The 13,660-nt window shown below is 51.9% G+C and carries 16 protein-coding genes; all 16 read right to left on the bottom strand.

What is annotated here, in order from left to right; genetic code table 11:
• Positions 1–51 precede the first annotated feature (51 nt).
• Positions 52–1,107, bottom strand: a complete 1,056-nt coding sequence (cobT, locus tag ACRYI5_RS08965) for a nicotinate-nucleotide--dimethylbenzimidazole phosphoribosyltransferase (RefSeq protein WP_448225025.1) — start codon at positions 1,105–1,107, stop codon at positions 52–54.
• A 213-nt stretch (positions 1,108–1,320) separates the two neighbouring features.
• Complete coding sequence (locus tag ACRYI5_RS08970) at positions 1,321–1,671, bottom strand: BMC domain-containing protein (protein WP_448225026.1); 351 nt, start codon at positions 1,669–1,671, stop codon at positions 1,321–1,323.
• On the bottom strand, positions 1,671–2,219 hold the full coding sequence (locus ACRYI5_RS08975; protein WP_448225027.1) for an NADPH-dependent FMN reductase: 549 nt from the start codon (positions 2,217–2,219) through the stop codon (positions 1,671–1,673). The genes ACRYI5_RS08970 and ACRYI5_RS08975 overlap by 1 nt, the downstream gene beginning before the upstream one ends.
• 57 nt (positions 2,220–2,276) lie before the next feature.
• Entirely contained in the window at positions 2,277–2,981 is a 705-nt protein-coding gene (locus tag ACRYI5_RS08980) for a hypothetical protein (RefSeq protein WP_448225028.1), read from the bottom strand.
• A gap of 11 nt (positions 2,982–2,992) precedes the next feature.
• Positions 2,993–3,577 carry a histidine phosphatase family protein gene (locus tag ACRYI5_RS08985; RefSeq protein WP_407878871.1) on the bottom strand — a complete coding sequence of 195 codons (585 nt, stop codon included), beginning with the start codon at positions 3,575–3,577 and terminating at the stop codon, positions 2,993–2,995.
• Positions 3,568–4,332 carry an adenosylcobinamide-GDP ribazoletransferase gene (gene cobS, locus ACRYI5_RS08990; RefSeq protein ID WP_448225029.1) on the bottom strand — a complete coding sequence of 255 codons (765 nt, stop codon included), beginning with the start codon at positions 4,330–4,332 and terminating at the stop codon, positions 3,568–3,570. Before cobS ends, ACRYI5_RS08985 begins: the two co-directional genes overlap by 10 nt.
• Positions 4,333–4,343: 11 nt before the next feature.
• Positions 4,344–4,937, bottom strand: a complete 594-nt coding sequence (locus tag ACRYI5_RS08995; protein WP_448225030.1) for a bifunctional adenosylcobinamide kinase/adenosylcobinamide-phosphate guanylyltransferase — start codon at positions 4,935–4,937, stop codon at positions 4,344–4,346.
• Positions 4,934–5,683 carry a hypothetical protein gene (locus tag ACRYI5_RS09000; protein WP_448225031.1) on the bottom strand — a complete coding sequence of 250 codons (750 nt, stop codon included), beginning with the start codon at positions 5,681–5,683 and terminating at the stop codon, positions 4,934–4,936. Before ACRYI5_RS09000 ends, ACRYI5_RS08995 begins: the two co-directional genes overlap by 4 nt.
• Positions 5,680–6,981, bottom strand: coding sequence for a glutamate-1-semialdehyde 2,1-aminomutase (hemL, locus tag ACRYI5_RS09005; RefSeq protein WP_448225032.1), 1,302 nt, complete (start codon positions 6,979–6,981; stop codon positions 5,680–5,682). Before hemL ends, ACRYI5_RS09000 begins: the two co-directional genes overlap by 4 nt.
• A gap of 19 nt (positions 6,982–7,000) precedes the next feature.
• The gene (gene hemB, locus ACRYI5_RS09010) at positions 7,001–7,966 is read right to left on the bottom strand and encodes a porphobilinogen synthase (RefSeq protein WP_448225033.1); all 966 of its coding nucleotides are present in this window, start codon (positions 7,964–7,966) and stop codon (positions 7,001–7,003) included.
• A complete protein-coding gene (hemC, locus tag ACRYI5_RS09015; RefSeq protein WP_448225034.1) occupies positions 7,966–8,889 on the bottom strand; it encodes a hydroxymethylbilane synthase in 924 nt (307 codons plus the stop codon). Before hemC ends, hemB begins: the two co-directional genes overlap by 1 nt.
• Positions 8,879–10,174, bottom strand: coding sequence for a glutamyl-tRNA reductase (gene hemA / locus ACRYI5_RS09020; RefSeq protein WP_448225035.1), 1,296 nt, complete (start codon positions 10,172–10,174; stop codon positions 8,879–8,881). Before hemA ends, hemC begins: the two co-directional genes overlap by 11 nt.
• Before the next feature lie 4 nt (positions 10,175–10,178).
• The gene (locus ACRYI5_RS09025; RefSeq protein ID WP_448225036.1) at positions 10,179–10,622 is read right to left on the bottom strand and encodes a precorrin-2 dehydrogenase/sirohydrochlorin ferrochelatase family protein; all 444 of its coding nucleotides are present in this window, start codon (positions 10,620–10,622) and stop codon (positions 10,179–10,181) included.
• The gene (locus tag ACRYI5_RS09030) at positions 10,615–12,138 is read right to left on the bottom strand and encodes a cobyric acid synthase (protein ID WP_448225121.1); all 1,524 of its coding nucleotides are present in this window, start codon (positions 12,136–12,138) and stop codon (positions 10,615–10,617) included. The genes ACRYI5_RS09025 and ACRYI5_RS09030 overlap by 8 nt, the downstream gene beginning before the upstream one ends.
• A complete protein-coding gene (locus ACRYI5_RS09035) occupies positions 12,138–12,968 on the bottom strand; it encodes an energy-coupling factor ABC transporter ATP-binding protein (RefSeq protein ID WP_448225037.1) in 831 nt (276 codons plus the stop codon). Before ACRYI5_RS09035 ends, ACRYI5_RS09030 begins: the two co-directional genes overlap by 1 nt.
• A complete protein-coding gene (cbiQ, locus tag ACRYI5_RS09040; RefSeq protein WP_448225038.1) occupies positions 12,965–13,657 on the bottom strand; it encodes a cobalt ECF transporter T component CbiQ in 693 nt (230 codons plus the stop codon). Before cbiQ ends, ACRYI5_RS09035 begins: the two co-directional genes overlap by 4 nt.
• Between the last annotated feature and the right edge of the window lie 3 nt (positions 13,658–13,660).

Raw genomic sequence — 13,660 nt, forward strand, 5'->3', positions numbered from 1 at the left:
ACAAAAAACGCGCCAAGTCTAATCGACTTGGCGCGTTTTTTGTCACCGTGATTATTTCGTAAAATCAAACCCAACGTCGGCGGCCGTGTTCATGTTTGTCAAAACGGCTTGTAGGAGATCCAGCCACGATAATAACATAACCGCACCGGTCCCCTCGCCCACACACAACGCCAAGTTAAAGTACGGCTTCAGCTGTAAGGCTTCAAGGACGAGCTGTGAGCCACGTTCATGCGATTCGTGTGACGGAATGACGTAATTGGTTACCCCCGGCTTTAGTCGTTCAGCAATCAATAACGCGGCATATGAAATGAAGCCGTCGAGAACGATTGGTACCCCGAAACGGGCCGCATACAGGAGCGCGCCAGTCATCGCGCCAATTTCAAAACCACCAACGTTGGCCAACACATCACGGGCGTCTTCATGATCAAACGACCGCTGTAAACTTGCCGTCACAACCTGCTGTTTGTGGCGCAAGCGCTGGTCCGAAATGTTCGATCCGCGGCCGACCACTGCTGCTGGATCAGCATGAAGCAGTGCCGCAATGATGGCCGCAGCCGCAGTTGTATTACCAATCCCCAGCTCACCGATGGCCAAGATCTCGGCATGATGGGTCACCACCGCCGTTTGCGCTGTTTCATAACCAATGGTAATCGCCTGGATTGCTTCTGGCTTCGTCATGGCTGGACCGGTCAGTAAATCGCTGGTTCCAAAGCGAATTTTTCGGTTCAGGACCTGTGGCTCATTAATGGGCGTCATGATTCCAACGTCCACCACCGTCACGGCGCAATGCGCCGCTTGGCACATGGTGGCCACCGTCGTTTGGCCGTTGACCGTGTTGACGGCCTGTAATGCGGTCACCACCTGTGGCGTGGCCGACACGTGTTCAGCGGCAACCCCATGATCGGCCGCAAACACCAACAGTTCCCGGTGCGCCGTTGTCACAGTGACTTGGCGCTTAATTCCAGCCAGTTGAACCGCCAAGTCTTCCAACCGCCCGAGGCCCCGGATCGGTTTTGCCAGTTCATCCAGTTTTTGTTGCATTTGCCGACGTGCGCTCACTGAAATTGGGGCGCAGGTCCACATTGTCTGCCAATCATCCTTTAGCATTGGCCGCTGCCTTCTTCCCGTTAAGATTACTCTGAAATTACCACCAGAACGCCCATGATACAACGCTTCAGCCCGGACTGAACTCGAAAAGATCGCAACTGAACTGTTTTTTATTATCCATAACCACCAGATTGTATCATTGCGAGTTCACATGACCGCCAATCAAACAAACCGGTTGATGTTCGTTACATCAGCCGGTTTGTTTACGTTCATTTAATTTTGTGTCACCCGACTCACCGTAAAGTGCATCTTATCCGCCATCCCTGCATTGGCATGGGTAAACGCTTCTGTAAGGGCCGTCAACTCACCGTGTAAAATGGCGGTGCCACTAAACCGGTCCATAAAGCCAATGCCCACTCCGCCAGCCTTTAGCGCCATGTCGGCCGCAATGATGACCGATTCTGCTGGTGTGATCGTCATAATTCCGATGCTATCGTGCGTGTTTTCAATGCCAAGCTTGGTGTACACATCCTCGGTTGGATTCGCGATGATGTGCGTTAGCGTAATTTGCTTTCCTGGCACGTATTCTTGAATAATTCGTTTAATTTGTTTTGCATCTGCCATTAATCGTTCCCCCGCTCCATAAGCTGAAACAACCGTTGCATCCCCTGATCGATCAGACCCACAGTTGTTTGATCCATGAGGTTCCCTTGAGAATCAAATTTTGTCCCTGCCTGTCCCACTAAAATTTCTGGGGTATCAACCAGGCGTGGGGCTAACGCTGCCGATTGTAAAATGGTGCGAACCATCAATTGCGCCCGAACCGTTCCTAACGTACCCGTGGCTGCGCCCATTAACAACAGTGGTTTTTCGTGCAGCGGATATGGCGCATATGAACACCAATCCAATGCATTTTTCAGCGCAGCGGTTGGCCCGTTGTTATATTCCGGCGTGGCGATAACCACCGCATCCGCTTGGCTCACCTGCTTAACAAGCGTCGTCACAGCTGCCGGGGTGCCGGTCGTTTGACTGGCCACAATGAACGGAAGCGCCGTCAAAACTGGCTCAACCCACGTCACCGTGGTGGCATACCGGTTCGCAATGTAGCGGGTCAACGCCTTGTTATACGACTGCGTTGCGGTTCCACCATTAAGACACACAATTGTTTTCATTGATTCGTCCTCCACACCCTTAATGTAGCAAACTCTAATGCCAAGATGTTGCCATCCTTAATCCGTTGGTTGCAGCAGCGCCCGCACCGCTTGCCGGAGCACCGCTTTTCGAACGGGTGGCACCCAGACATGGTGCCCATCCGCTTGGATCACCGCTGCTGTTTGCTGACCCAGGGCATAAAAATCACAATCAGAAAACTGCGCGGGCCGGCGCCGCATGAGTGTTTGAAGCCGTTGATAGGCCGACGCGCTTGGCACCAGCACCTGTTGATACCGTGTTGTTCCGATGGCCGTCAGTGCCTGGGCTTCGTCTGACGCCGTCCAGCGATTTTGGTACGCCGTAACCACCCGTTCGTTTGCTTGTAGCTGGTGCGCCACATGCGTCAGCGTCCCAACAAGCCAAACCACTGTTAACGCTTGGGGTAACGCCGCAACCTGCTGCGCCAAACCCTGCTGATTTTCCGTGGGCGCCACACAAACCGTCCCCGTGTACTGCGTTTGCAGCTGCTCGGCCTGCTGTTGACTGAGCACCACGATGGTTCTGGCCGCCACTTTCGGCAACCAAGCCATTAAAACGGTAAGCGCAAAGTTACTACTAATGACCAGGACATCCGCAGTTTGCATGATCTGTTGATCACCCGGTGATAACGGCTTTTCTGTTAACGTGCGTAACGGTAAATAGACTGTCGGTTGTTGCGCCGCCAGTTCTTCCTGTTCACGTTTTGTAAAGCGTTCCTTTGGATATAACACTAACCGTGCCATTTACTCTCGCCTCACTGATTTCTTAACACCGTTTGGACGTGGCCCGCTGCTAGATCGTAGCTCGTGTAATGCCCCGCCTGAAAGTCACTGGCCCAAAAATCACGCTCCGGAAACAGCCAGTGGTCGATCACCCGCAGGACCCCTTGATGCGCAATCACCGTCACGGTTGTGGTGGCAGGTGTTTCTTCGATCAACTGAGCCACCCGTTGTTTCACACGGGTTTCAAACGTTGCAAAACTGGTTGCCGCTGGCGGCGTGTACGCAAACGGCGCATCCAGCCAGGCCTGCCATTCAGTGGGAAAGGCCGCCTCGATCTCATCAGCGGTTAGGCCCTCCCACAACCCAAATGATTTTTCATTGAACGCCGGGTCAATGATGACTGCTTGGCCTGTGTGCGCTTGAACCGCTGCTGCCGTCGTGAGCGTTCGCCGCATGGCACTACTCATTAACGTCATCGGCCCCACGTGACGCAACTTTTGTGCCAACGTTTTCGCCTGGGCGAAGCCAGTCTCCGTTAGTCCAACATCCAGCGTCCCGTAAAAACAGTGGGCAACGTTAAGCGGCGTTTCCCCATGACGCGCCACAATCAACCGCATAGCTTCACCACCAATCCCGTTTCGATCAGGATAAACACGATTTGACTTAGACAAGCGTAGGCGCCCAGCGTGTCACCGGTAAACCCACCAAATAGCTTTGTAATGTGGTGATGGTACGCCCAGCTCACAAGCATAACACCGAGATAACTCACCAGGCCCCAGAGACCTGTCAGCCCGAAAATAGCAAGCCCAGCCACAAGCTCAGCGACAAAAATTTGCCACCCGGCGATGCCCTCCCACATTTCAGCGAGTCCACCAGAATTACCGGCATAGTGCATGTGAATAAAAAGTAACGATAATCCGGCCTTAGCAACCACTGGCAGGGCAATCATAATGCCGGTCAATTGAATAATTGATTGATGCTGAGCCAACACCCAGCCAGCCCCAATTAAGATGATGTAGTAATACAACAGGGCTAAACTCCCCATCGTGCCCAACCGACTATCCTTCATGATGGTCTTCATGCGTTCAACGGTTCGGGCAGAAAAGAGCCCGTCCGCCGTATCGGCCAACGCATCTAAGTGAAAGCCACCCGTGATCAAACCGTCACTCATCACCACGAGGGCCCAGGCAAACGCCTTGGGAAACACCAGTGTTAACAGCCAAAATAAGCCCCCCTCCAAAAGTCCTAAGCACACACCAAACAGGGTAATGTACTGAACACCCTGACGAAACTTTTTAACGGGTTCATCAATGGCAACGTTCACGGGGATCCGGGTGAAAAATTGCGTAAATAAAATCAACGTCTGAATCATTGCTTATCTCCTCACTTCAACTGCAATGGCAGGCCACTGACCACCATCGTGACGTGGGTGGCCGCCGCCGCAATCTGCTGATTGACCTCACCGTACAGGTCTCGAAGAACCCGTGCCTGTTTGGTTGCTGGCACTAAGCTCAACCCCACTTCATTTGTGACAATAATGACTGGCCCGCTGACAGCGCTTGCCCCACTTAAGACCTGGTGCCATTCAGCCAAGATCATGGTGGTCAGTGCCGTCAGTTCCGTGGCTGTCAGTGCCTCGATCACCACGTCCCAGTCTGCTTCATGACTGGCCTGGGCCCGCTCTTTTATGGCATCGAAAAAGAGGTTTGTCGTCAGCATCGTGGCGTCGTCAATTAAGTAACCGTCAAACGAATTTTCAGTTAACAAGGCCCCCACGTTACGGTACTGTTCACAAGTTGCCCACGTTTTGGAGCGCCGGTCTTGATGACGTTTGATTCGGCGCGCCATTTCCGCGTCATCTTGAAACAACACCCCGGTAGCCACGTAGCCGACCCGCCGAAGCGCTGTGAGTTGGTCTTCCGCATACGCCGATTTACCACTCTTTGCGCCACCAGTTACCATTATCAGTTCTGTCATGCGTTCTCCCCCTGTTTGAGTCGGGCAATTAGCTGAACCGGCTGGCCCACTTCGGCCGCAAACTTTTCCTGTGCCGTGGCCTCAATGGCAATCAGTAAAACCGTCGCCGGCCCAGCAGACGCCGTTAATTGCGCCTCTTCGTGTTGCCCGACTAATTCCACCGTCGCGTGGTGGGTCGTCGCCATTTGCCCCAGTTCATTTTGAATGCCTTTCGACCCCACCGGCAACAAATCAGTCACCATCGGCATGGTTAGCAGGTGGCGAACGTCCTCATACGTAAAAATCTCGGCAAGGTGTATTTTGACCGCCTCACCAACGTACGGTGTGCCCAATTGGTACACAAGCAGGTCGGTTGAATCAGTGGTGACCGGCCGCGTTTTTGCCTGCCCGATAACGGTCACACCAATGGAGCTTGTAATGGTGGTCATGTTATCTTCTGTACTGCCATTGATCGGTAAGTCCGCTAATCCTGCGGCCGCCAATTCCCGCCGTAACCCGGCAATCATCCGCGCCCCGGTGGGCTTCATTTCGTTACCGATCGTGTCCACAACCATCAGCGGCGTCGCGCCGTAGCACATGAGTTCCAATAACGGGACCCTCAGCGAATAAGCAGCCATAATGGCCACGTCAATGGTCACCATGTCTGCTTGTTTTTCACCGATTCCTGCGCTACTATCACATGCCACAACCAACGTTGTTGTGGCCGTTAACGGTAACACCGTTAAATCTCGATAGCGCGTTGTCATTTTGTTGAACCAGCAACCGTCGCCGTTAGTGCTGCATCAAAGGCGGCAATCGTCTTATCAATGTCCGCATCCGTATGCTTCACGGACAGGAAGTTTGTTTCAAACTGCGATGGTGCGGTGTACACACCGTTAGCCAACAATTGTTTGTAGAACGTTGCAAAGAAGTCCTGATTGCTTTCTTGCACATCATCAAAGTTATTGATCGGCCCTTCACTGAAGAAATAACTCCACATGGAGCCCACGTGATGGGTCACTAGTGGCACGTTTAACCGGTTGGCGCTGGCTTCAAAACCAGCCAGTAACCGCGTGACCTTGGCCCCCATGTCAACGTAGTTTTGTTCCGTCAGTTGTGACAACGTCGCGATTCCAGCCGTCATTGCCAGTGGATTCCCAGATAATGTCCCAGCGTGGTACACCGAGCCAGATGGCGTAATGTCAGACATTACGTCCTTACGACCACCAAACACCCCAACGGGAAGTCCCCCACCAACGACCTTACCTAAGGTGGTTAAGTCTGGGGTGACGCCCGTTAAGCCTTGAACACCGTGCAATCCAGCCCGAAAACCGGACATCACTTCATCAAAAATCAACAGTGAGCCGTGGTCAGTGGTCACCTGCCGCAACGTTTCAAGAAAGGCCCGTGTCCCAGGGATCACCCCCATGTTACCGGCAACGGGTTCCACAATCACACACGCGATTTCGTCCCCAAGCCGATCAAACAGGTCAGTGACAGCTGCCACGTCATTATAAGGGACCGTCAACGTGTCGTAAGCCAGTGGATCAGGCACACCAGGTGACTTCTTGATTCCAAACGTGGCCATCCCGGAACCCGCATCAACCAGCAGTGAATCACTGTGACCATGGTAGTTCCCGATAAACTTCACGATCTTATCGCGCCCAGTCCACCCTCTGGCTAACCGAATGGCGCTCATCGTGGCTTCCGTCCCGGATGAGACCATCCGCATCATTTCCATGCTAGGCACTAGGTTTTGCACCATTTCAGCTAGCTGCGTTTCGAGCAACGTGGGCGCTCCGTAACTTGTACCCCGTTCAACGGCAGCCTGTAACGCTTTCACCACGTGATCTTCTGCGTGGCCGAGCACGAGTGGGCCCCATGACAACACGTAGTCGATGTATTCATTGCCATCGATATCAACAATCTTGTCGCCCTTCGCGTGGTCGATGAACAGTGGGTCACCGCCCACCTTATTAAACGCCCGGACGGGGCTGTTGACCCCGCCAGGCATGATCTTACTGGCGGCTTTAAACGCCGCAATGGACTTATCATAAACTGGCATAGTATGTGTTTTCTCCCTTTTAAAGCTTAGCCGCAACGGTCTTAGCAAAGTACGTGATGATCAAATCGGCACCGGCCCGTTTCATTCCGACCAATGTTTCGTTCACGATTTTGTCTTCGTCGATCCACCCGTTTTTTGCAGCTGCTTTAATCATGGCATATTCGCCTGAAACATTGTAGGCCACTAATGGTAATTTTGTGTGGTCACGAACTTCACGCATGACATCCAAAAACGCCATCGTGGGCTTGACCATCACAAAGTCAGCCCCTTCATTTTCGTCACTGATAACTTCACGCATGGCGTCCAATCGGTTAGCAGGGTCCATTTGGTACGACTTCCGGTCACCAAATTGTGGTGCACTATCGGCAGCTTCACGGAACGGGCCGTAAAAGGCAGACGCGTACTTCACTGCGTAAGACATGATCGGCACGTTGATGTAGCCGGCTTCATCCAAGCCAGCCCGAATGGCAGCCACGTACCCGTCCATGGCGTTTGATGGGGCGATGATGTCGGCACCCGCTGCCACTTGGCTCACGGCTGTTTTTGTAATGTACGTCAGTGATTCATCGTTTAACACTTCTTCACCACGTACGACACCACAGTGCCCTGTTGACGTATATTCACACAAACAGGTGTCTGCAATCACCAGTAAGTCTGGGTAGGCTGCTTTAATTAAACGGGTCGCTTGCTGAACGATTCCGTCGTCTTCCCACGCGCCAGAGCCCACTTCATCCTTATGATCTGGAATTCCGAAAAGGATGATTGCCTGCACACCGGCAGCGACAATTTCGGCCACTTCGCTCAACACTGTGTCTAAGCCAAAGTGATAAATTCCGGGCATGGAGGAAATTTCTGTTTTTCCTGTTAACCCCGCTTCCACAAAGACGGGCATGATTAAGTCCGTTTTTGCCAAGTGATTTTCGCGAACCAAATCACGCATTGCTGGTGTCATCCGTAAACGACGGTGCCGATCAAATGTTGTCATTAGTCTTTCTCCTCCATGGCGCCTAGAGCGCCTGCCTCAATTAATGTTGTTGCTGCTTTTTGACCAAGGTGATCATCAAGTGTGCCGTCACGCTGATCCGTAAAGACCTGCGTCCCGTCAATTGACGTGATGAGCCCGTCAAAGTGATACTGATCCGTGCCCGTTTTAACGGCAAAACCACCGATGGGATTGGTACAGTCACCACCCACCGTTCGCAAAAAGTCACGTTCAATGTGCACACACGCATGTGTCTCTGGGTCATCAATGACCGCTAATCGGGATTGAACATCTGGGTCATCTGTCCGACATTCGATCGCCATTGCGCCCTGACCCACGGCTGGCAACATAAAGTCACCAACGGTCACCCGAAATAAGTCCGTCGGGTGAAGATCAAGCCGGTTCAACCCAGCTTCGGCAATCACGATGGCGTCCACTTCCCCCGTCCGAACGAGGTTGACCCGTGTTTCCACGTTTCCGCGAATCGAAACGGGTTGAAGATCTGGGCGGTAGTGTCGCAATTGGCCCATCCGCCGGCTACTACCGGTGCCGACCCGGGCGCCACTTGGCAGCTCGTCGATTCCGCTGACCTTTGTGCGCGTAATTAAACAATCATAGGGGGACTCCCGTTTCGGAATCGCACTGATCATCAGGTTTTCCGGTAACCGTGGCATGACATCCTTTAGACTATGAACCGCAAAGTCAATGTCGCCCGCCAGTAATTGCCGCTCTAATTCCTTGACGAAAATGCCCTTCCCACCAATTTTTTCCAAACTGGTTTTTCGATCAATGTCCCCCTGGGTGGTGATTTCCTTAATGGTAAACGTACACGTTGGCCATGCGGCACGTAACGCTTCGGCCACCATGGTCGTTTGGATCAACGCTAGCCGACTCCCACGCGTGCCAATCACATAATCATTTTTCATGAGTCATTTCCTTTCGTAATTGAACTGCGCGATCAAACCCAAAAATCTCACAGAAAAAGTCGAGGTGTTCCGCCGCGTTTGGTGCCGACGAGGCATCCTTGATGTGCACGATGGGTTCCTTAATCATTTGGTTCACGATACTCTTCATGTGTTTGCTAATGACTTGACGCTCATGTTTATCCAGTTCTGGTAGTTTCCGCAGCAAACTTTCATACGCGTTACTTTCAATGGCCAGTGATGATTCCCGAAGATCACGAATGATTGGGACCACCGGTAATGCCCGCTGCCAGTCCGCAAACGCGTTCACGGCACTGGGCACCTGCATTTCCATGGCCGCTAACCACTGCTGCTTCAACTGCTCGTTTCCGGTCAGGATGGTTGCCAAATCATCCACGTTGGCATAGCGGTTTAACACAGGAACTGCCTCTGGTGCCACGTTTTGAGGCACCCCTAGGTCAACGACGATCCCCGTGGTTGAAACCGGCGCTGCCGTCACCATCGTAGCCGTGACGAGTGGCTCCGTGACGCTCGCCGCCATCACCACTGCATCCGCTTCCTGAAGGAGCTGGATTCTGTGGGCCCATGGTTTCGCCACCACGGTCTCGCTTAGTGACGCCGCTACTTGGTGAGCCGTTTCATCCGTCCGGTTCACCACATTAACGGTGGCAAAGCCCATGGTGCTGGCGTTTCGGGCCACCTGTTGACCAATCATTCCGGCCCCAACAACCAGCAGTTTCTTGCCAGTCAACGTTCCAAAATGACGTTTGATTTCATGCAGTCCCGCCTGGCTACTGGATTGTGACAGTTCACTGACGCGGTACTCCGTGTGCATTCGCTTCGCAAACGTGGTTGCTTCCTTGAATAATTCATTAAAAATCAGTCCGGTCGTGTGCACATCTTGAGCCACCGCAAACGCTGCCTTTAGCTGCCCGAGAATTTGTGGCTCACCGGCAATCATGGAGTCCAATCCAGACGCCACCCGCATGAGGTGACTGATGGCCTCCGTCTCACTACCAATGTTTACCACATCCTCAATGGCGCTAATTTCGACGTTAAACCAGTTTGCCAAAAACCGTTTGAGGTAGTACCGCCCGGTATGTAGTTGGTCGACGACCGCATAAATTTCTGTGCGGTTACACGTCGATAAAATCACGTCTTCAAAAATGCTTTTTTCTGCTTTCAGTTCACGATCTGCCTGTCCCAGTTGGGCCGGCGAAAACGTGAACTGACCACGTTCCTGCACCGTTAAGTCACGGTAGTTTAAACTCGCGTACATGATGTACATTTACTCATCCCTCTGTTCGTAACCATTTTGCTAACCGTTGCTTGAGTTGTTTGGCGGCTCGTGGTGAATGCCCCAACGTGGAAACAGTCACCAAGTATTCTGGGGTTTTGATCTGTGCTACGTTGAAAAAATCGGACGTGTCGTGATCACTGACGTTATTGACCCACTGATCAGGCGCTGCGGCGTCAACAATGGCTTGATTCAACGCGCCGTCATTTGTGGCCGCAAAAATGAGTTGAAACCCGGTCAAGTCCGCTGGTTGGTATGGGCGGTCCCACCACGTTACCTGCGCGACATCAATTATTTCCGCCAGTGTGGGACTGACCACCGTCACCAACGCGTGGGCCTGAACCAACTGGTTGATTTTACGAGCCGCGATGCGACCGCCACCAACCACCAAGACGGGGCGCTGCGCCAAGTTCAGCACAATTGGATAACCATCAATCATGGTCAGCCTCTGCTTCAACCGTAGAATCGGCAAGAATTTGCTCGATCGCAGCTAGATCCACGTTGTCCTTAAACAATTGTGCCAGTTTGTCGTACTGTTCATCTTTGTACTGACTAAGTGAAAATGGCGTTGCCTCCAGTGGTAGCAGCCCCTTTTGCACCCGCAATTGATCTAACTGCTGGCGCGTCCACTTGGTGTTATCAAAAATGCCGTGCAGGTAGGTGCCCCAAACGGCGCCATCCGCTGTTTGAGCACCATCCAACCGGTTCACCGCTTGACCATTATTCTGAACAATCGTTAATAACGGCGTCACCGTTGTGCCAAGGGTCGTGGTCCCCATGTGAATTTCGTAGCCCGTTACCTGCTGCTCACCACTTTGGGCAACCGCCTGGGTGGTTGTTTTCTCCCCTTGGAAGACTGTTTCGGTATCTAACAGGCCCAATCCGGCTTGCTCACTAATGGCAGACTCCACGTGATCAGGGTCACGTAACATTTTTCCCAAAATCTGGTAGCCCCCACAAATGCCAGCAATGGTGGTTCCCGCTTCATGAGCAGCATTAATTGCCGGTTCAAAGTCATCGCGGCGCAGTGCCCGCAAGTCTTCGTTGGTGTTTTTACTCCCCGGAATGATCAACAAATCGGGCGTCCCGAGTGTTGCCGCCTTGGTCACATACCGCAGCGAAACGTCGGGTTGCAGTGCCAAACTGTGAAAATCCGTGAAGTTGGAAATTTTATCAAGGCAAAGCACCGCAACATCCAGGTCTTTTTGCTCATCGTACACTTGCGATTTTTCGCTCAGACCCACGCTGTCCTCTTCGTCTAGATCCACATCACTCATCGGCAAAACGCCCAAAACGGGGACCCCGGTGAGTTCTTCAATCATTTTATTCCCTGATTCAAGGAGTGATTTATCTCCACGAAACTTGTTGATGATGATGCCCTTGATTCGGTGTTGATCTTCTTTTGGCAACAATTTGATTGTCCCGTAAATGGCGGCAAACACGCCGCCTTTATCAATATCAGCGACCAGAATCACCGGCGCATGGGCGACTTTCGCCATTCCCATGTTGACCAAATCATGTTCGTTCAGGTTGATTTCGGCCGGGCTTCCTGCCCCTTCCAAAACCATCACATCGTTTTCAGCAGCCAGTGAGTTGTAAATGTCTCGCACCTTATGCCGCAACTGTGGTTTGAATTCCTGGTAGGCCCGCGCGCCCATGTCGCCATAGACCCGGCCCATGATGATCACCTGTGCATCCTGATCCGTGGAGGGCTTGAGCAAAATTGGGTTCATCCGCACATCCGGCTGGCGGCCAGCGGCTTCAGCCTGAAAGACCTGCGCCCGCCCCATTTCGGCTCCTGTTGCGGTGATAAATGAATTTAACGCCATGTTTTGGGACTTAAACGGGGCTACCCGTTGACCCCGTTGAGACAGCAAACGACATAGGCCAGCTGCGACCCAACTCTTTCCGGCATCAGACGCCGTGCCCTGAAACATAATTGCTTGTGCCACGATTATTCCTCCTGCAGTTTCGTCAGTTGCTGTGTCAAATCAGTGTCAGCAAAAAGTGCGGCTTCATTGTTGTACAGTGGCAACCCCAACCGTTGGTGAAGTTTGATCAACCACGGTTGTTCTAGTGAACACGCTTCTAAGCGTTTTTCATCCGCAAACACCGTTTTTTTATCACCTTCGCCAAGGATTGTCCCCTGCTCCAATAAGTAAAAGTAATCACCGACTTCATACATAAAGTCCATGTCATGACTCGAAATGAGAATTTTTTGACCCTGAGCGGCTAACGATTGAATGAGACTCATCATCCGTTGCTTTCCATCTGGATCAAGACCGGCTGTCGGTTCATCTAATAACAGCCACTCAGAGCGCAACACCAGGATCCCGGCAATTGCGACCCGCTTCTTCTGGCCACCACTCAGGTACTGAACTGGCCGATCCTTCAGATCATAAATCCCCAGTTGCTTCAGCACTTGCCGAACCCGTTGATTAATTTCATCCTGCGGTAACCCCAGGTTATGCAGTGCAAACGCCACATCATCCTTCACGATGCTGTAAAACAGCTGCTGTTCAGAATCCTGAAACACGATCCCGACCTTTTGGCGAAGTGCATTCAAGGACTTCTTGTCATGTTGCAATGCGTCACCATCGACCGTAATCGTGCCCCCCGTCGGCTTCAAAATCCCCACGAGGTTCAAAAACAGGGTCGACTTTCCAGAACCGTTTCGGCCCAGCAAGCCAATCACGTTTTGACCAGGGCGACCAAGTGTCACACTAACATCGTGAAGGACCGGATGATCTTCATAAGCAAAATCAACATTTTTCAATTCAATCATACGTCGTTCTCCCACACACCAAAGTCCCCAGCAAACAACTTTGCGTCCAACGCATACGTCATCTTTTGGTAGTTAATAATGACCTGTTCAAACAACATCTTGGCTAAAATCCCCGCTGAGTGAATGGACAAGCGCATGTTTGCATAACCAAACCGTAACTCCTGCGCTTGATAGATCTGTTCGAAGGACTCAATAAAAATAAAAATAAAGCGATACATCAACAGCGTTTCCTCAATCAATAAAATGGGGAAATGTAACCGCTGGAACAAGACAATCAACTGTTGAAACGGCGTTGTCAGTGCCAGCCAGTAGGTGCACACAATGGCCGTCAAAATTCGGGCACTTAACCGCCCAGCAACGGGCACCATGGTCTTTGCAATGCCGAGGTAATTGCCAAACATGGGAATCCCCCAGTAAACTTCATGGTGATTGGGTGTCACCGTAACCACAATTCCAATAATGCTCAGTGCGATGAATGGTAATAAGGCATAAAACCACTTCACGTATTGGTGAACCGTAATGTGGACGACGTGAACCGTGACCCACATGACGATTGGAAGAACGATCAGTTTTAGCCAAATAATGGGTTGAAACGCAATGACCATTCCAACTAACCACAGCAGCGCTTTCCATTCCGGCCGCCAAGAAGCCAGATCATTGCGGTATGCATATTTATCAATTGTAAGCATCAA

Source organism: Furfurilactobacillus sp. WILCCON 0119 (assembly GCF_053471565.1).